Origin of the sequence: Paracoccus sp. UBA5162, assembly GCF_002413585.1 — a bacterium.
Classification (GTDB): Bacteria; Pseudomonadota; Alphaproteobacteria; order Rhodobacterales; family Rhodobacteraceae; genus Paracoccus.
The window spans coordinates 13,078-29,825 of sequence record NZ_DHXG01000097.1; the positions used below are offsets into that span (position 1 = coordinate 13,078).

18 protein-coding genes are annotated in these 16,748 nt (G+C 65.2%); 12 read left to right on the top strand and 6 right to left on the bottom strand.

Annotated features, from left to right (window positions below):
• The 5 genes from B4A72_RS15560 to B4A72_RS15580 all read right to left on the bottom strand — a co-directional run.
• Positions 1 to 953 (bottom strand): acetyl-CoA C-acyltransferase (locus B4A72_RS15560; protein WP_292979066.1); only part of this gene is annotated, 953 nt, incomplete at its 3' end.
• Positions 950 to 1,591 carry a glutathione S-transferase family protein gene (locus B4A72_RS15565; RefSeq protein ID WP_292950607.1) on the bottom strand — a complete coding sequence of 214 codons (642 nt, stop codon included), beginning with the start codon at positions 1,589 to 1,591 and terminating at the stop codon, positions 950 to 952. The genes B4A72_RS15565 and B4A72_RS15560, both read right to left, overlap by 4 nt.
• A gap of 289 nt (positions 1,592 to 1,880) precedes the next feature.
• Entirely contained in the window at positions 1,881 to 3,650 is a 1,770-nt protein-coding gene (locus B4A72_RS15570; RefSeq protein ID WP_292950609.1) for an acyl-CoA dehydrogenase C-terminal domain-containing protein, read from the bottom strand.
• 4 nt (positions 3,651 to 3,654) lie between these two features.
• Positions 3,655 to 4,053, bottom strand: coding sequence for a MerR family transcriptional regulator (locus B4A72_RS15575; protein ID WP_292950611.1), 399 nt, complete (start codon positions 4,051 to 4,053; stop codon positions 3,655 to 3,657).
• Between the two features lie 88 nt (positions 4,054 to 4,141).
• Positions 4,142 to 4,522 (bottom strand): MerR family transcriptional regulator, encoded by a 381-nt coding sequence (locus B4A72_RS15580; protein ID WP_292950613.1) that lies wholly within the window; start codon positions 4,520 to 4,522, stop codon positions 4,142 to 4,144.
• Positions 4,523 to 4,664: 142 nt separating this feature from the next.
• On the opposite strand from B4A72_RS15580, the gene B4A72_RS15585 reads away from it, so the two are divergent.
• Genes B4A72_RS15585 through B4A72_RS15595 form a run of 3 tightly spaced genes read left to right on the top strand, consistent with a single transcriptional unit; the run spans position 4,665 to position 6,943 of the window.
• Positions 4,665 to 5,117, top strand: a complete 453-nt coding sequence (locus B4A72_RS15585) for a PaaI family thioesterase (RefSeq protein WP_292950615.1) — start codon at positions 4,665 to 4,667, stop codon at positions 5,115 to 5,117.
• Complete coding sequence (locus B4A72_RS15590) at positions 5,114 to 5,614, top strand: PaaI family thioesterase (protein ID WP_292950617.1); 501 nt, start codon at positions 5,114 to 5,116, stop codon at positions 5,612 to 5,614. The genes B4A72_RS15585 and B4A72_RS15590 overlap by 4 nt, the downstream gene beginning before the upstream one ends.
• Positions 5,615 to 5,617: 3 nt before the next feature.
• Positions 5,618 to 6,943: an MATE family efflux transporter gene (locus B4A72_RS15595; RefSeq protein ID WP_292950619.1), complete on the top strand. Its 1,326-nt coding sequence runs from the start codon at positions 5,618 to 5,620 to the stop codon at positions 6,941 to 6,943.
• 210 nt (positions 6,944 to 7,153) lie between these two features.
• On the opposite strand, the gene B4A72_RS15600 is transcribed toward B4A72_RS15595, so the two are convergent.
• Positions 7,154 to 7,471, bottom strand: coding sequence for a DUF1476 domain-containing protein (locus tag B4A72_RS15600; RefSeq protein WP_292950621.1), 318 nt, complete (start codon positions 7,469 to 7,471; stop codon positions 7,154 to 7,156).
• Positions 7,472 to 7,602: 131 nt separating this feature from the next.
• On the opposite strand from B4A72_RS15600, the gene purC reads away from it, so the two are divergent.
• From purC to B4A72_RS15645, 9 genes are all read left to right on the top strand, one after another.
• Positions 7,603 to 8,364, top strand: coding sequence for a phosphoribosylaminoimidazolesuccinocarboxamide synthase (gene purC, locus B4A72_RS15605; RefSeq protein WP_292950623.1), 762 nt, complete (start codon positions 7,603 to 7,605; stop codon positions 8,362 to 8,364).
• Between the two features lie 11 nt (positions 8,365 to 8,375).
• On the top strand, positions 8,376 to 8,615 hold the full coding sequence (gene purS / locus B4A72_RS15610; RefSeq protein ID WP_292950625.1) for a phosphoribosylformylglycinamidine synthase subunit PurS: 240 nt from the start codon (positions 8,376 to 8,378) through the stop codon (positions 8,613 to 8,615).
• 84 nt (positions 8,616 to 8,699) lie between these two features.
• Entirely contained in the window at positions 8,700 to 9,497 is a 798-nt protein-coding gene (locus B4A72_RS15615) for an ABC transporter ATP-binding protein (protein ID WP_292950627.1), read from the top strand.
• Positions 9,498 to 9,545: 48 nt separating this feature from the next.
• A complete protein-coding gene (locus tag B4A72_RS15620; protein ID WP_292950629.1) occupies positions 9,546 to 10,271 on the top strand; it encodes a transporter substrate-binding domain-containing protein in 726 nt (241 codons plus the stop codon).
• A gap of 44 nt (positions 10,272 to 10,315) precedes the next feature.
• Positions 10,316 to 11,197 (top strand): ABC transporter permease, encoded by an 882-nt coding sequence (locus B4A72_RS15625; RefSeq protein ID WP_292950631.1) that lies wholly within the window; start codon positions 10,316 to 10,318, stop codon positions 11,195 to 11,197.
• Positions 11,194 to 12,021 (top strand): ABC transporter permease, encoded by an 828-nt coding sequence (locus B4A72_RS15630; protein WP_414692506.1) that lies wholly within the window; start codon positions 11,194 to 11,196, stop codon positions 12,019 to 12,021. The genes B4A72_RS15625 and B4A72_RS15630 overlap by 4 nt, the downstream gene beginning before the upstream one ends.
• Before the next feature lie 5 nt (positions 12,022 to 12,026).
• Complete coding sequence (locus tag B4A72_RS15635; RefSeq protein ID WP_292950633.1) at positions 12,027 to 13,358, top strand: glutamine synthetase family protein; 1,332 nt, start codon at positions 12,027 to 12,029, stop codon at positions 13,356 to 13,358.
• A gap of 184 nt (positions 13,359 to 13,542) precedes the next feature.
• The gene (locus B4A72_RS15640; protein ID WP_292950635.1) at positions 13,543 to 14,469 is read left to right on the top strand and encodes a class I fructose-bisphosphate aldolase; all 927 of its coding nucleotides are present in this window, start codon (positions 13,543 to 13,545) and stop codon (positions 14,467 to 14,469) included.
• Between the two features lie 193 nt (positions 14,470 to 14,662).
• Entirely contained in the window at positions 14,663 to 16,687 is a 2,025-nt protein-coding gene (locus B4A72_RS15645) for an ASKHA domain-containing protein (RefSeq protein WP_292979068.1), read from the top strand.
• Positions 16,688 to 16,748: the final 61 nt, after the last annotated feature.

The window sequence follows — 16,748 nt, forward strand, 5'->3', positions numbered from 1 at the left end:
ATCGACAGGCCGCTGTCGCGCAGGATCTTTTCGGTCACCGGCACCGGCCCGGTCAGCATGATCGTGGGATCGGTGCCGACCTTGGCGGTGGCACGAATGCGGGCGCGGGGTTTCAGGCCCCATGCCTTGCCGAAATCCTCGTTTCCGATCAGCACCGCGGCGGCGCCGTCCACGATGCCGCTGCTGTTTCCGGCATGGTGAATATGCTCGATATGATCCAGATGCGGATATTTCAGCATCGCCACCCGGTCGAAGCCGGGCATCGTCTCGCCCATGTCCTTGAAACTGGGTTTCAGCCTGGCCAGATCCTCGGCCTTGGTCCCGGGCCGCATGTATTCGTCGCGATCCAGGATGGTCAGCCCGTTCTGATCCAGAACCGGCACGATCGAGCGGTCGAACCGGCCCTCCTCCCACGCTCGTGACGCGCGGCGCTGGCTTTCGGCGGCCAGTGCGTCGGCATCCTCGCGGGTAAAGCCGTATTCGGTGGCGATGATATCGGCACTGATGCCTTGCGGGACGAAATAGCTTTTCATGGCCAGGCCGGGATCGACCGCGATGGCGGCACCATCGCTGCCCATGCCCACGCGGCCCATCATTTCCACGCCACCGGCGAGATACCCGCTGCCCGCGCCGCCGCGGATCTGGTTGGCGGCCAGGTTCACCGCCTCCATGCCGCTGGCGCAGAAGCGATTGATCGACAGGCCGGGGATGGATTCGTCCAGATCCGAGGCCAGAACGACGCTTCGGGCCAGACAGCCCCCCTGCTCCTTGACCTGCGTGACATTGCCCCAGATCAGGTCCTCGACCGCGTGGCCTTCCAGGTTGTTGCGCTGCTTGACGGCGTTCAGCAGCCGCGCGGACAAGGCCAGCGAGGTGACCTCGTGCAGGCTGCCATCGGCTCGACCCTTGCCGCGCGGGGTGCGGGCGGCATCATAGATGAATGCGTCGGTCATGTATCCTCCTTGGGCGCCCGGTCCGAAGGGTTTCCGGGCATCAGGTCATAGGGGCTTTTCCAGCCGGGCAGGGCGGAGATGCCGTCCAGCCAGCGGTCGATATTTGGCCAGTCGCCGCGCACGAAGCCAAAAGGCTCGGGGTAGAACAGATAGCCGCAGCAGGCGAAATCGGCGATGGTCGGGGTGTCATCAGCGACCCAGGCACGGTCGGACAGATGATCGTTCAGGATCGTCAGGGCGGCGTTCAGACGCCCCCTCAGCCAGTCGATGCCGCCCTGAGGGCGCTTCTCGGCTGGCAGGAAATTCATCAGGAACCGCAACGGTCCGGCCTGCGCCGACAGCTTGTGGTTGTCGAACATCAACCAGCGCAAGGTTTCGTTGCGGTCGCTGCCCATGAACCGCCCGGTTTTCTCGGCGACATGCATCTGGATCACGGCCGATTGCGTCAGCGTCAGGTCGCCCTCGCGAAAGACCGGCACCTCGCCCATCTTGTTGAGGGCGCGGAATTCCGGGCCGCGCGTCTCGCCATTGAAGAAATCGACGTAGACGGGTCGCCAGCCATAGCCCGCCAGTTCCATCGTCAGCGCCGCCTTGTAGGCATTGCCCGATTCGCCAAAGCACCAGAGTATTGCCGTCATCATTCCTCCTTCACCGCGGGGGCTTCGCGCCCCCGCACCCCCGCGGGGTATTTCCACAACGAAGAAGGGCACCGATTAACCCTTCTTCAACCCTGCCCTGCTAGATCCCCGATTGCGGTACAGGCTGGGGAGCCGATGACCGCCAACGGAGAAGCCGCCCCGGTTTCTGGGCCGATAACGCCTGATCCGCCGGAAGGGGGAAGAGGCCGGGGCGCACCTTCCGGTGCACATTCATTGTGCATCTTCGTTGCACAAATACCCATGCGGCCTCTCTGCCCTGAGTGCCGGATCAGAAGGCTTCCGCATCCAGTGCCATGACGGGATCGGCACCCGACTGGATACGCGCCAGATGCGTTGCCGTCATCGGCAATTGCCGCTGCATGTAATAGCGTCCGGTGGCCAGCTTGGTGGTCGCGAAGGACGCATCGCCGCCGGCCGCCAAAGCCGCGTGGGCCGCGACCGCCATCTGCGCCCACATGAAGCCAAGCGCGACATGGCCGAGCAGGTGCATGAAGTCATAGCTGCCCGCCAGCGCGTCGTCAGGGTTCTTCATGCCGCGTTCCATGAAGAACATTGCGGCCGTCTGAAGATCCTTCGAGGCGGCTTTCAGCGGCGCAATGAAATCATCCGCAAGGGGGCCTTCGGCATGGTCCTTGCAGAAGGATTTTATCATCTCGAAGAAGCCCGTGATCGGCTTGCCGCCCGCGGCCGCCAGCTTGCGACCCACCAGATCCAGTGCCTGCACGCCGTTGGCGCCTTCGTAGATCATCGTGATCCGGGCGTCGCGGACGAACTGGCTCATGCCATGTTCCTCGATATAGCCGTGGCCGCCGTAGATCTGCTGCGCCAGAACCGTCGTCTCGAACCCCTTGTCGGTCAGAAAGCCCTTGATGACCGGGGTCAGCAGCGAGATCAGCCCTTCGGCTTCCGCGTCGCCCTGATGGGCCTTGTCGATCAGATGTGCCCCCCACAGCGACAGCATTCGCGCGCCTTCCAGAAAGCTTTTCTGGTCCATCAGGCTGCGACGGATATCAGGATGCACGATCAGCGGATCGGCCGGGCCCGAGGGGTTTTTTGCCCCTGTCACGGCCCGGCCCTGCAGCCGGTCCTTTGCATAATCCACCGCGCTTTGATAGGCGGCGACTGCGCTGGCATAGCCTTGCAGGCCTACGCCCATCCGCGCCTCGTTCATCATCGTGAACATGGCCCGCATTCCCTTGTGCAGATCGCCCAGCAGCCAGCCTTTGGCACCGTCGTAATTCATCACGCAGGTGGCGTTGCCGTGAATGCCCATCTTTTCTTCGAGATTGCCGACCGAGACGCCGTTGCGATCGCCCAGCGAGCCGTCCTCGTTGACGAGGAACTTGGGCACGATGAACAGCGAGATGCCCCTGGTGCCCTCGCCGCCGCCCGGCGCCTTGGCCAGCACCAGATGGATCACGTTCTCGGCCATGTCGTGATCGCCGGCCGAGATGAAGATCTTCTGCCCGGTGATCAGATAGCTGCCGTCATCCTGCGGTTCGGCCCTGGTGCGCAGCAAGCCCAGGTCGGTGCCGCAATGCGGCTCGGTCAGGTTCATCGTGCCGGTCCAGTCGCAGCTGACCATCCTGGGCAGCCAGGTCTGCTTCTGTTCATCGGTGCCATGGGCGTGGATGGCGGAATAGGCGCCGTGGGTCAGGCCCTGATACATGTTGAAGGCCATGTTGGCGCTGACGAACAATTCGCCCGTGGCCAGGCCCAGGACATAGGGCATCCCCTGACCGCCATATTCGGGGTCGCAATCCAGCGCGGTCCAGCCGCCTTCCTTCATCTGCTCGAAAGCCGCCTTGAACCCGTCCGGGGTGCGCACCACGCCGTTTTCCAGCCGGCAGCCCTGCCGGTCGCCAACCATGTTCAGCGGCGCCAGAACCTCGGTCGACAGCTTGCCCGCCGCGTCCAGCACGGCCTCGGTGAAATCGCGATCCAGCTCGTCATGGCCGGGCAGGCCGGATTGCTGGATTTTCAGCACGTCGTGCAGACCGAATTGCAGGTCGCGGACGGGGGGGGTGTAGATCGGCATGGCTCTATCCTCTCGAGGTGTCGCGCGGGGCAGCGGCCAGCCGGTCTTCCGCATCCGCCAGTTGCTGCCTGAGATCGGCGATCGCCTCGCTCAGTTCGGCATACTGGGTTTCCATGTCCGACAGGCGTTCGCGCGCGATCCCGATGGTCGCGGCGATCTGCGTCCTGTTGGCTCCGCCCGGCTGGTACAGCTCCAGAAGCTGGCGGATCTGTTCCAGGCTGAAACCGAACCGCTTGCCGCGCAGGATCAGCGTCAGCCGCGCGCGATCCCTGCGATCATACAGCCGGTGCTGGCCGCGACGTTCGGGAAAGATCAGTTCGCGCGCCTCGTAAAAGCGCAGCGTGCGCGGGGTGACGCCGAACGCCTCGCACATCTGGCGGATCGTCATCAGCTTTTCGGACATGGGGTGCGGTTCCTCCTCGTTCACCGGCTGCCCTTCTGTGGCCACCGATAGCGCGAAGTTGACGCGAACGTAAAGATGGAACGCCGCGTCACTTCATGGTCTTCAGTTCGGCAGCGGCCGTTTCGCGCAATTCCGCCAGATCCTGCCGCGCCGCCTGAAGGTCGGCAATCTGGCGGTCCAGCACCCCCAGCTGCCGGTCGGCCAGATCCAGCCAGACCTCGTATTGCTGGCGCGAGCCCTTCTGTTCGTAGATCAGCAGCCATTGCCGGATGTCTTCCAGCGAGAATCCGAAACGCCGCCCGCGCAGGATCAGCGTCATCCGCGCGATCTCGCGCGCGCCATAGAATCGCGCCCGGCCTTCCTTTCGGGGGCTCAGCAGTTCGATATATTCGTAATAGCGCAGGGTGCGGGGCGTCACGTCGAAACGGGCGCACATGTCCTTGAAAGAGATTGTCTGCTCCTCGGCCATCCCGATCTCCCTGCCGCTGGCTCAAAGGCTAGCGTTTCGGCGCGCGCATCTCAACCGGAACGCGCATTCGGCCGGGCAGGGGTTGAGCAGCCGGGGCGGGCGCGGGTAAGCCTTGCGCGGGGCCAGGTGGCAGGAGAACGCGATGACGGACGAATCGGGCGGCTTGGACAGCGGCGATCGGGCACGGATCGCGCAGCAATTCATCGACAGCATTCCCCACGCGCGGGCCCTGGGAATGCGCGTCGACGATCTGGGCGAGGGGCGGGCCACCATCAGCATGCCCTGGTCCGAACATCTGGTCGGCGATCCGCGGACGGGGATCGTTCATGGCGGGGTCGTCTCGGCGCTGATGGACACCTGCTGCGGCGCGGCGGTGATGTCGCATCCCTCAAGCCCGCGATCCACCGCGACCATCGATCTGCGCATCGACTACATGCGCGGGGCGGCGCCGGGACAGCGGATCACCGCGCGGGCGGAATGCTATCACATGACCCGCAGCGTCGCCTTTCTTCGCGCGGTGGCGCTGGACGAGGACGGCGACAACCCGGTCGCCACCGCCGCCGGCACCTTCACCGCGGAAAGGCAGGCGCGATGATGGACCGCAACGAACCGCTGGACCAGATCAAGACGCGCCGCGATTCGGCGCTGCGGGCGCTGGCGACGGGGGTGCCCTACATGACATGGCTGGGCATCCGCTTTGATCGCAGGGGCGACGAGCTGACCGCGATCCTGCCCTTCGATGACAAGCTGATCGGCAACCCCGCGCTGCCCGCGATCCATGGCGGCGTGACGGCCGCCTTTCTGGAGGTGACCGCGATCATCGAATTGTCATGGTCCGCGATGTGGGAGGATCTGGAATCCGGCCGCATCGCGCCGGATGCGGCGGTTCCCGACAGCCTGCCGCGCCTGCCCAAGACGATCGGCTTCACGGTGGATTACCTGCGATCGGGCCTGCCACGCGATGCCTATGCCCGCGCCCGTGTGGTACGGTCGGGCCGGCGCTATGCCAGCGTCCATGTCGAGGCCTGGCAGGATAACCGCGCCCGCCTTATGGCACAGGCGACCGGCCATTTCCTGATGCCGCAGCCCTGAGCGATGGCCGCGCCCGAGATCGGCCCGCTGAGTCATCGGCGGGTGCTGAACATCGCCTTGCCGATCGTGCTGTCGAACGCGACCGTGCCGCTCTTGGGGCTGGTCGATACCGGCGTAGTGGGCCAGCTTGGTCAAGCCGAACCCATCGGCGCGGTTGGCATCGGCGCGGTCATCCTGACCTCGATCTACTGGGTCTTCGGCTTCTTGCGGATGGGCACCTCGGGGCTTGTCGCGCAAAGCCACGGCGCGGGCGACGGCGCGCAGGTCGGCGCCCATCTGCTGCGTGCGCTGACCATCGCCGGTGCGGTCGGGCTGGCGATGATACTGGCTCGGGCGCCGCTCTTCTGGGCCGCCTTCCGCCTGGCCCCGGCCTCGGCCGAGGTCGAGGCGCTGGCCCGTGATTATCTGACGATCCGCATCTGGGGCGCGCCCGCGACCATCGCGCTTTACGCACTGACCGGCTGGCTGATCGCGATCGAGCGCACGCGCGCCGTGCTGGCCTTGCAGGTCTTGCAGAACGGGCTGAACGTGATGCTGGATCTGTGGTTCGTGCTGGGCCTGGGACTGGGCGTCGCGGGGGTCGCCTGGGCCACGCTGATCTCGGAATGGGGTGGGGTGGTTCTGGGGCTGTATTTCGCCCGCCACGCCCTGCGCGCTGCGGCCGGCGCGGCGCGGCGGCTGACCACGCTGTTTGCCCGCGACAAGCTGAACCGGCTTTTGCGCGTGAACGTCGACATCATGATCCGGTCCGTGCTGTTGCAGGCCAGCTTCACCTCGTTCCTGTTTCTGGGCGCGGCGCAAGGGGATGTGACGCTGGCGGCCAATCAGGTGCTGGTGCAGTTCCTGTCGCTGACCGCCTTCGCGCTGGACGGTTTCGCCTTTGCGGCCGAAAGCCTGGTGGGACAGGCGGTGGGGGCGCGGCGGCCCGACCGGTTGCGCCGCGCCGCGATCCTGACCTCGCAATGGGGGATCGGCGGGGCGCTGGTTCTGGGTCTTGCCTTCTGGGTCGCGGGCGGCGCGATCATCGATCTGCTGACGACGGCGCCGGCGGTCCGGACCGAGGCGCGCCTTTACCTGTTCTGGATGGGCGCCGCACCGCTGATCGGCATTGCAAGCTGGATGTTCGACGGCATCTTCATCGGCGCGACGATGACCCGCGACATGCGCATCGCGATGATCCAGTCCGTGGCGCTGTATGGGCTGGCCGTCGTCACGCTGCCGCCGATCTTCGGCAATCACGGACTGTGGGCGGCGCTGATGATCCTGAATGCGGCGCGCGGGATCACCATGGCCCTGCGCTATCCCCGCGCCGAGGCGGCCGCCGCCTGAACAGGGCTTCGCGCCCTTTCGTGCGGCTTCCTGCCCGGATCGCCGTCATGGCGCCCCAAGGAATGCCGGGTCTCGTCGGGACATCGACCTGGGCCCTTCGGTCATCGCCCGCCGCGTGCCGGGCCTTGACCCTGCATCGGTCGGCAAGGCGCCCGCAACGCAAATGCAGCCTGCAATGTCGCCTGTCCTGCGGCGCCCGGCGGCGGGATCCTACTTGCCCTCTTCCAGGATTTGCCGGCGCGCCTCGAGCGTCAGCTCGGCCATCTTCGCGCGGATCGTCGCGCTGTCGGCCTTGCCCTCCAGGTCGGATGCGACCTTGCGATAGACATCCTCTTCGCCCGGTTCCTCGAAATCCGAGGTCACGACCGTCATCGCATAGGTCCGCGCATCCTCGCCGGTCTTGCCCAGAACACCGGCGGCCCATTCGCCCAGCAGCCGGTTTCGCCGCGCCTCGGCCCGGAATTGCAGATCCGCGTCATGCGCGAATTTCGATTCATATCCACGCTCGCGGTCGTCAAAGGTGGTCATCTCGTGGCCTCCTGCTATCGGTCCGTCCCGTTATCCCTGCTGGAAGGCCGCGCTGCAAGCCTTCGTATTGCCCCCGAGGACGGTTCTGCGATAAGCCGCAGGACGAGCGACAGGCGAAAGGACGGCCCCAGATGGCACCGCGGCGCAAGAAAGTCTATGAAGGCAAGGCCAAGATCCTTTACGAAGGCACCGAGCCGGGCACGCTGGTCCAGTATTTCAAGGACGACGCCACCGCCTTCAACGCCCAGAAGCGCGCCACCATCGAGGGCAAGGGCGTGCTGAACAACCGTCTGTCTGAATTCTTCATGAACGGGTTGACCAATATCGGTGTGCCAAACCACTTCATCCGCCGCATCAACATGCGCGAGCAGCTGATCCGCCAGGTCGAGATCGTGCCGCTGGAGGTGATCGTGCGCAATTTCGCCGCGGGCTCGCTGTCCAAGCGGCTGGGCCTGGAAGAGGGCACCCTGCTGCCGCGCCCGATCGTCGAATACAGCTTCAAGAACGACGAACTGGGCGATCCGATGGTTTCCGAGGAATATATCATCGCTTTCGGCTGGGCCACGCAACAGGATCTGGACGACATCGTCAGCCTGGCCCTGCGGGTGAACGATTTCCTGTCTGGGGTCTTCTACGGCGTCGGCATCAAGCTGATCGATTTCAAGATCGAGATCGGCCGGGTCTGGGACAACGATTTCATGCGCCTGATCGTCGCCGACGAGATCAGCCCCGATTCGTGCCGCCTGTGGGACGTGAAAACCGGGCAGAAACTGGACAAGGACGTGTTCCGCCGCGATCTGGGCAATCTGACCGATGCCTATACCGAGGTCGCCCGCCGGCTGGGCCTGATGCCGGCCAACACGACCAGCCTGAAGCCGACCGCGATCAATTGAAGGACAAAGCGATGAAAGCCCGCGTTACCATCATGCTGAAGGACGGCGTTCTGGACCCGCAGGGCGAGGCGATCCGCCACGCGCTTGGCGGGCTGGGCCATCGCGGGGTCGGCAGCGTTCGTCAGGGCAAGCTGATCGAACTGGATCTGGACGCCGCCGATCCCGATACCGCCCGCGCCGAGGTGGCGCGGATGTGCGAGGGTTTGCTGGCAAACACGGTGATCGAGAAATATTCGATCGAGATCGCCTGACGTTGCGGCACTTGCCGCTTTCCCTGCCGGACGCGCGTGAGACCCGTTGCAAAACCGGCCCGATTGTCGCCCAATGCGCGGATCATGACTGACAAGACGCCCGACATGACCCAGGACCAGCCGGTGATCCGCATCACCGATCTGCACAAGGCCTATGGCCAGCTCGAGGTGCTGAAGGGCGTCTCGATGAGCGCGCCGCGCGGGCATGTGCTCAGCCTCATCGGTTCGTCCGGCTCGGGCAAGTCCACGCTGCTGCGCTGCTGCAATCTTCTGGAAAACAGCCAGCAGGGCGAGATCGTCTTTGACGGCGAGGCGGTGCGCTGGAAGGGCCAGGGCCCGCATCGCGCGCCGGCCGACCGGGCGCAGGTCACGCGGTTCCGAACCAACCTGTCGATGGTCTTCCAGCAGTTCAACCTGTGGTCGCACATGACGGTGCTGCAAAACGTCATGGAGGCACCGCTTACGGTGCTTGGCCAGCCTCGCACCGAGGTCGAGCGTCGCGCCCGCGATCTGCTGGACAAGGTCGGCATCGGCGACAAGTGCGATGCCTGGCCGGCGCAGCTGTCGGGCGGTCAGCAACAGCGCGCCGCCATAGCCCGTGCCTTGTGCATGCAGCCGCGCGCGCTGCTGTTCGACGAGCCGACCAGCGCGCTGGATCCGGAATTGCAGCAGGAAGTCGTCAAGGTGATCAAGGATCTTGCGGCGGAACACCGCACGATGATCCTTGTCACCCACGACATGCGGCTGGCCGCCGATGTCAGCGACCATGTCGTTTTCCTGCATCAGGGCGTGATCTGCGAGGAAGGACCGCCGGACCGGCTGTTCAACGATCCGCAGACCCAGCGGTTGCGCCAGTTCCTCAGCGCGACGATGGCCGCCTAAGGTTCACCAGACTCGGAATTCACAAGAGACGACCAACAGGAGAGAAAAATGAAAAAACTGATCCTTGCCGCCGCCGCCCTCGCGCTGACCGCGGGCATGGGCATGGCCCAGACGATCCGCATGGGCACCGAGGGCGCCTATCCTCCGTATAACTTCATCAACGATGCGGGCGAGGTCGATGGCTTCGAACGCGAACTGGGCGATGAATTGTGCAAACGCGCCAAGCTGGATTGCACCTGGGTCACGAATGATTGGGATTCGATCATTCCGAACCTCGTTTCGGGCAATTACGACACGATCATGGCCGGGATGAGCATCACCCCCGAGCGCGAGCAGGTGATCGCCTTCAGCCAGAACTATACGCCGCCCGCCGATAGCGCCTATGCGGCGCTGTCTGCGGATGCCGACATCGAAGCCGGCGTGATCGCCGCGCAGACCGGCACGATCCAGGCCGCCCATGTGGCCGAAACCGGTGCGACGCTGCTGGAATTCGCGACCGGAGACGAAACCATCGCCGCCGTCAAGAACGGCGAGGCCGACGCCGTCTTCGCCGACAAGGATTTCCTGGCACCCTCGGTCGCGGAATCGAATGGCGAACTGGTCTGGGCCGGCGAAGCGGTCGCGCTTGGCGGCGGTATCGGCATCGGGATGCGTCAATCCGATACCGATCTGAAGAAGACGTTCGACACCGCCATCCAGTCGATGAAGGATGATGGCAGCCTGAACGAGATGATCGTGAAATGGTTTGGCGAAGACGCCAAGGTTTTCGAATGATCTGAAAAGGTTGGCCGCGTCTTTTCGGTCGCGGCCGCAATCCGATGTTCGCCCAGTGCGCCGATCCGAAAGCCCTTGAAGGGCTGAGCTGGCTGATGTGTTACCTCACATCGGGCAAGCATCTGCTGTTCTATGCCAGTTTCGGCACGGTGCTGCTGTTGCTGGCGGTGACCGCGCCGCTGGCACTGCTGTTCGGCTTTGGCGGCGCGATGGCCTCGCGTTCGCGGATCGCGCCCCTGCGCTGGTTCGGCAAGATCTACACCGCGATGGTGCGGGGCGTCCCCGACATCATCTTCTTTCTGTTCGTGCCCATCGCGCTGGATCAGGGGATCGAGTTCCTGCGCAGCAGGGCCCTGTGCGACAACCCTGTCTCGCCCTGGCAGGGCAACGAGTTCAACGTCTGCGCGGCGGCCAAGATGCCGCTGTCGACGAGCCCGGAATGGGTTCATGAAGGATATGGCTTCACGCTGGCGGTGGTCGCCTTCTCGGTTGTATTCGGCGCCTTTGCGGCCAATGTCCTCTATGGCGCGATGAATGCGGTCCCGCGCGCGCAGCTGGAAACCGCCGAGGCCTATGGAATGAGCCAGCGGCAGGTGAACCGCCGCGTCCTGATTCCGCAGATGTGGACCTATGCGCTGCCCGGGCTTTCCAATCTGTGGATGATCCTGATCAAGGCGACGCCGCTGCTGTTCCTGCTGGGAATCCAGGATATCGTCTATTGGGCGCGGGATCTGGGCGGTGCCAAGACGCAGGCTTTCAGCTATCCCCATCCCGACTGGCGGCTCTATTATTTTCTGGCCATCCTGGTCTTCTACCTGCTGATGACCTGGGTCTCTGAACGGGTGCTGGCTCGGCTGACCCGGCGGCTTTCGGCCGGGCAGGCGACGATGGGCGGCGAGGCGTTGCGCCAGGCGGGGCCGGCATGATCCCCTGTGCCGAGGACATCGGCAATTACGCCCTGCGTTCGGTCGGCATCGGCGAGCGGCTGTTGCCGCGCAGCGATTTCACCCTCTGCAACCAGGTCACGCTGATCGGATCGGGCATGATCTGGAATCTCTATTTCGCGGCCATGGCGTTGTTCTTCGGCTTCTTTCTGGCCAATGCGCTGGCTGTCGCCAAGGCCAGCCGCAATCCCTGGGCGCGCAAGCCGGCGGAAGGCTTTGTCTTCCTGTTCCGCGGCAGCCCGCTGTTCATCCAGTTCTTCCTTGCCTACCAGGCGCTGGTGATGCTGCCACGGGCGGGAATCGAGGTTATGGGCTTCACGGTCGCGACAAGCTGGCTGACAAAGGCTTGGGCGGGGGCGCTGCTGGTGCTGATCCTGAACACCTCGGCCTATTCGGCGCAGATCTTTCACGGCGCGCTGATGTCGGTGCCCAAGGGCGATCTGGAGGCCGCCGATGCCTATGGCCTGACCGGCTGGGCCAAGTTCCGCCGGGTAACGTGGCCCACGATGATGCGGCTGGCATGGCCGTCCTATACCAACGAGGCAATCTTTCTGTTCCAGGCGACGGCGCTGGTCTTCTTTTCCGGCTTTCCGGCTTTCCAGCAGCGCGGGGATGCGCTTTATTACGCCAGCTATTTCGCCGACAAGACCTTCAACCCCTTTGTCGCCTATCCCATCGCGGCCGGATATTTCATCCTTGCCACGCTGGTCCTGATCGGCCTCTTCGGGGTCGCCAACAGGCGGCTGAACCGCCATCTGCCCGGCGCCACCCGCGGTTTGAAATACCGCCCGCAACTGCTGAGATGATCCCGATGGAATGGCTGCGACAACATCCCGACGTCAAGACCATCCGCGTCGCCGCCGCCGACCTGAACGGCGTCGCGCGCGGCAAGCGGGTGGCGGCGCGTTTCGTCGACAAGCTGGTGGACGAGGGCACGAAATTTCCGTTCTCGGTGATGAACCTGGATATCTGGGGCGAGGATATCGAAGACAGCCCGCTGGTCTTCGAGGCCGGCGATCCCGACGGTCTGCTGCTGCCGACCGAACGCGGCTTTCTGCCGATGCCCTGGCTGGACGCGCCGACCGCGTTGCTGCCGCTGTGGATGTTCCATCCCGACGGGCGGCCCTATGACGGCGATCCGCGTCAGGCCCTGGCCCGCGTCGTGGACCGCTACAAGGCCGCCGGCCTCGTTCCCGTCGTGGCGACCGAGCTGGAATTTTTCCTGATCGACGATTCCGGCCGCACCCTGCGCGTGCCGCCCAGCCCGCGCTCGGGCAAGCGCCGTACCGGGGGCGAGGTGCTGAGCCTGCGCGCCCTGGATGCCTTCGACCAGTTCTTCACCACGCTCTACGATGCCTGCGAATCGATGGACATCCCGGTCGATACTTCGATTTCCGAGGCCGGACCGGGACAGTTCGAGATCAACCTGATGCACCAGGCCGATCCGCTGAAGGCCGCCGACGACACATGGCTGTTCAAGATGCTGGTCAAGGGCGTGGCGCGGTCCTACGGGTTCGCGGCCAGTTTCATGGCCAAACCCTATGACGCCTGGCCGGGCAACGGGATGCACATGCATTTTTCGGTGCTCGCGAAGGATGGCCGGAACATCTTCGACAATGGCGGCGACGAGGGCACGGAAGCCCTGCGCCATGCCGTTGCGGGCTGTCTGCGTGCCATGCCGGGATCGACGCTGCTATTCGCGCCTCACGAGAATTCCTATGACCGGCTGGTGCCCAACGCCCATGCACCGACCGGGATCGGCTGGTCCTATGAAAACCGGACGGCGGCGATCCGCATTCCGTCTTCGGGCCCCAAGGCCCGGCGGATCGAACATCGCGTCGCGGGTGGCGATGTGAACCCCTATCTGACGGTCGCGGCGATCCTTGGCGCGGCACTGAACGGGATCGAGGACAGGCTTCAGGCCCCCGCGCCCTTCAAGGGCAATGCCTATGATCAGCAACTGGCCCAGCTTCCGGTTGATTGGGGCGAGGCGATCGATGCCTTCGATACCTGCCCCGAGATTCGTCGGATCTTTCCTGAACATCTGATCGACAATTATCTGCGCACCAAGCGGCAGGAATTGCACTACATGGCCGAATTGTCCGATGAGGAAACGGTCGAACTGTATCTCGACACGGTCTGATGGCCGACGGGCGCGGACCGTTTGGCACGGTCCCGCGGCCGCCGGGCTGCATCGCCGTCGGCCGGGAGGGCGCCGGATCATCACCTCAGGTTGAAAACCGTTGCCCGCCCCGGCTGTTAGCGTCACCAGCGTTGCCAGTCCCGGCGCCTATGCTATTCAACCGCCAGCACAAAGGAGTTTTTCGATGCAGATGACCGACACGGTTCGCCGGATCCTGGCCCATTACGAGGGCGAGACGCCGGGGGTGAAAGCGCAACTGGCGCGGATGCTGATGACCGGCAGGCTGGCGGGCACCGGCAAGATGATCATCCTGCCCGTCGATCAGGGTTTCGAACACGGGCCGGCGCGGTCATTCGCGCCCAACCCTGCCGCCTATGATCCGCATTACCATTATCAGTTGGCCATCGACGCGGGGCTGAATGCCTATGCCGCGCCGCTGGGCATGATCGAGGCCGGGGCGGACAGCTTCGCGGGCCAGATCCCGACCATCCTGAAGGTCAACAGCGCCAACAGCCTGATGTCCGACACGGCCGGCAAGAACCAGGCGGTCACGGCCTCGGTCGACGACGCGCTACGGCTGGGCTGCGCGGCGATCGGCTTCACGATCTATCCGGGCAGCGACATGGCGCTGGACATGTTCGAAGAGATCGTCGCGATGCGCAAGGAAGCCGCAGCCAAGGGTGTTGCCACCGTGATCTGGTCGTATCCGCGCGGCGAGGCGATCACCAAGGACGGCGAGACCGCCATCGACATCGCCGCCTATGCCGCCCAGATCGCGGCGCTGATCGGCGCGCATGTGATCAAGATCAAGCTGTCCACCGATCACCTGATGCTGCCCGAAGCCAAGAAGGTCTACGAGGACAAGAAGATCGATATCGCGACGCAGGCGAAGCGTGTCGAGCACTGCATGCAGGCGGCCTTCGCGGGGCGCCGGATCGTGGTCTTTTCGGGCGGCGCCGCCAAGGGCGCGGATGCGGTCTATGACGATGCCCGCGCGATCCGCGACGGCGGCGGCAATGGCAGCATTATCGGCCGTAACAGCTTTCAGCGTTCGCGCGAGGATGCGCTGGAAATGCTGGGCAAGCTGGTGGACATCTACAAGGGCGCCTGAGGGCCGCGACATTGCGCCTGCGGGCGCGCGGGGAGGGGGCGCTCGCGCCCCCTCTTGCGTTGCGGGCAACGCAATTCACCCCCCGAGGGTATTTGTCCAACGAAGACGTCGGAAACGCGCCGATTTGAGGCGGATTGCGGTGTTGCGACGCGCGCGACCCGGCGATAATCGGGGCGTTGAAGCGAGGTTTTCCATGGCCGACGATCCTCTTGTCATCTTCACGCCGTCGGGCAGGCGGGGTCGGGTGCCGGTGGGCACGCCGGTGCTGGAAGCCGCGCGGCGGCTGGGTGTCGATCTGGATTCGGTCTGCGGCGGACGTGGCATATGTTCCAAATGTCAGGTCGAGCCGGGCCATGGGGCGTTTCCCAAACACGGCGTGACCGTGGCCTGTGACGCGCTGTCGCCGTTCAACGCGGTCGAGGAACGTTATGACCGCATCCGCGGGCTGAAACCGGGGCGGCGGCTGGGCTGTCAGGCGCGGATCCAGTCGGATCTGGTGATCGACGTGCCGCCAGAAAGTCAGTTGCACAGGCAGGTGATCCGCAAATCCGCAGCCGAACGGGTGATGGCGATGGATCCCGCCGTGCGGCCCTTCTATGTCGAGGTGGCCGAGCCCGATCTGGATGATCCGACCGGGGATTTCCAGCGCCTGTCGGCGGCCCTGGCCTCGGCCTGGGGGATCGAGGGGCTGCGGGCGGATCTGCCCGTTCTGGCGCGGATCCAGCAGGTTCTGCGAAAGGCGGGGTGGAAGGTCACGGCGGTGGTGCGCGATGACGGGCAGCGGGCACCGCTGCTGGTCGATCTGTGGCCCGGTCTGTCCGAGTCGCCGCTTTGCGGGGTGGCGGTCGATCTGGGATCGACCACCATTGCGGGGCATCTGGTGGCGCTGGATGACGGTCGGGTGCTGGCCTCGTCGGGTCTGATGAACCCGCAGATCCGCTTTGGCGAGGATCTGATGAGCCGGGTCAGCTATGCGATGATGAATGCGGGCGGCGCGGCCGAGATGACGCGCGCGGTCCGCGAAGGTCTGGGCCATCTGATCGGGACGCTGGCGGCGGAGGCCGGGATCGAGGCGGCGCGTATCGTGGATGCCGTCATCGTCTGCAATCCGGTCATGCATCACCTGATGCTGGGGATCGACCCGGTCGAACTGGGACAGGCGCCCTTCGCGCCCGCGACCTCGGACGCGCTGACGGTCGCGGCGGCGGAACTGGGTCTGGGCATTGCCCCGGCCGCCCGCGCCTATGTGCTGCCGATCATCGCCGGCCATGTCGGCGCGGATGCGGCGGCGGTGGTGCTGTCGGAACAGCCGCAGAAATCCCGGAACCCGGTCCTGATCGTCGATGTGGGCACCAATGCCGAGATCGTTCTGGGCGATTGCAGGCGGGTGCTGGCCTGTTCCTCGCCCACCGGCCCGGCCTTCGAGGGCGCCCAGATCAGCAGCGGTCAGCGCGCCGCCCCCGGCGCGATCGAGCGGGTGCGGATCGACCCCGTGACCAAGGAGCCGCGTTTTCGCGTCATCGGCGTCGAGCCGTGGTCCGACCAGCCGGGCTTTGCCGAGGCCGTCAGGGGCGTCGGCATTACCGGCATCTGCGGGTCTGGCATCATCGAGGCGGTGGCCGAGATGCGGATGGCCGGGATCGTCGATCCGGGCGGATTGATCGGATCGGCCGAACAGGTCGGCACGTCGCGCTGCATCGCGCAGGGTCGCACCCATTCCTATCTGCTTCATGACGGCAGCGCCGAGAACGGCGCTGTGATCGCCGTGACCCAGGGGGATATCCGCGCGATCCAGCTGGCGAAATCGGCGCTTTACGCCGGGGCGCGGCTGTTGATGGACGAATTCGGCATCGACCGGCTGGACCGGGTTGTGCTGGCGGGGGCCTTCGGGGCGCATATCTCGCCCCTGCACGCGCTGGTTCTGGGGATGATCCCCGATTGTGCGCCCGAAAGGGTGACGAGCGCCGGGAACGCCGCCGGGACGGGCGCGCGGATCGCGCTGTGTTCGCGCGCGGCCCGTGCCGAGATCGAGGCCGAGGTGCGCCGCATCACGCGCGTCGAAACCGCAATCGCGCCGCGCTTTCAGGAACATTTCGTGGCCGCCAACGCGATTCCCCATGCCAGCGATCCGTTCCCCGAACTGTCCCGCGTGGTCAGCCTTCCTGCGCCCTCCTTCAATGCCGGTGACGGCGGCCGCCCGCGCCGGCGGCGCCGATAGCCGATCGCACGGATCGACCTTGTGCGGATGTCACTGGACTGACAGCAAGCAGCGCGCAACA

Excerpts from the sequence above, each read along its gene's own strand:
- B4A72_RS15565 (WP_292950607.1), bottom strand. The coding sequence starts at position 1,591 with ATGACGGCAATACTCTGGTGCTTTGGCGAATCGGGCAATGCCTACAAG.
- B4A72_RS15570 (WP_292950609.1), bottom strand. The coding sequence starts at position 3,650 with ATGCCGATCTACACCCCCCCCGTCCGCGACCTGCAATTCGGTCTGCAC.
- B4A72_RS15575 (WP_292950611.1), bottom strand. The coding sequence starts at position 4,053 with ATGTCCGAAAAGCTGATGACGATCCGCCAGATGTGCGAGGCGTTCGGC.
- B4A72_RS15580 (WP_292950613.1), bottom strand. The coding sequence starts at position 4,522 with ATGGCCGAGGAGCAGACAATCTCTTTCAAGGACATGTGCGCCCGTTTC.
- B4A72_RS15585 (WP_292950615.1), top strand. The coding sequence starts at position 4,665 with ATGACGGACGAATCGGGCGGCTTGGACAGCGGCGATCGGGCACGGATC.
- B4A72_RS15590 (WP_292950617.1), top strand. The coding sequence starts at position 5,114 with ATGATGGACCGCAACGAACCGCTGGACCAGATCAAGACGCGCCGCGAT.
- B4A72_RS15595 (WP_292950619.1), top strand. The coding sequence starts at position 5,618 with ATGGCCGCGCCCGAGATCGGCCCGCTGAGTCATCGGCGGGTGCTGAAC.
- B4A72_RS15600 (WP_292950621.1), bottom strand. The coding sequence starts at position 7,471 with ATGACCACCTTTGACGACCGCGAGCGTGGATATGAATCGAAATTCGCG.
- purC (WP_292950623.1), top strand. The coding sequence starts at position 7,603 with ATGGCACCGCGGCGCAAGAAAGTCTATGAAGGCAAGGCCAAGATCCTT.
- purS (WP_292950625.1), top strand. The coding sequence starts at position 8,376 with ATGAAAGCCCGCGTTACCATCATGCTGAAGGACGGCGTTCTGGACCCG.
- B4A72_RS15615 (WP_292950627.1), top strand. The coding sequence starts at position 8,700 with ATGACTGACAAGACGCCCGACATGACCCAGGACCAGCCGGTGATCCGC.
- B4A72_RS15620 (WP_292950629.1), top strand. The coding sequence starts at position 9,546 with ATGAAAAAACTGATCCTTGCCGCCGCCGCCCTCGCGCTGACCGCGGGC.
- B4A72_RS15625 (WP_292950631.1), top strand. The coding sequence starts at position 10,316 with ATGTTCGCCCAGTGCGCCGATCCGAAAGCCCTTGAAGGGCTGAGCTGG.
- B4A72_RS15630 (WP_414692506.1), top strand. The coding sequence starts at position 11,194 with ATGATCCCCTGTGCCGAGGACATCGGCAATTACGCCCTGCGTTCGGTC.
- B4A72_RS15635 (WP_292950633.1), top strand. The coding sequence starts at position 12,027 with ATGGAATGGCTGCGACAACATCCCGACGTCAAGACCATCCGCGTCGCC.
- B4A72_RS15640 (WP_292950635.1), top strand. The coding sequence starts at position 13,543 with ATGCAGATGACCGACACGGTTCGCCGGATCCTGGCCCATTACGAGGGC.
- B4A72_RS15645 (WP_292979068.1), top strand. The coding sequence starts at position 14,663 with ATGGCCGACGATCCTCTTGTCATCTTCACGCCGTCGGGCAGGCGGGGT.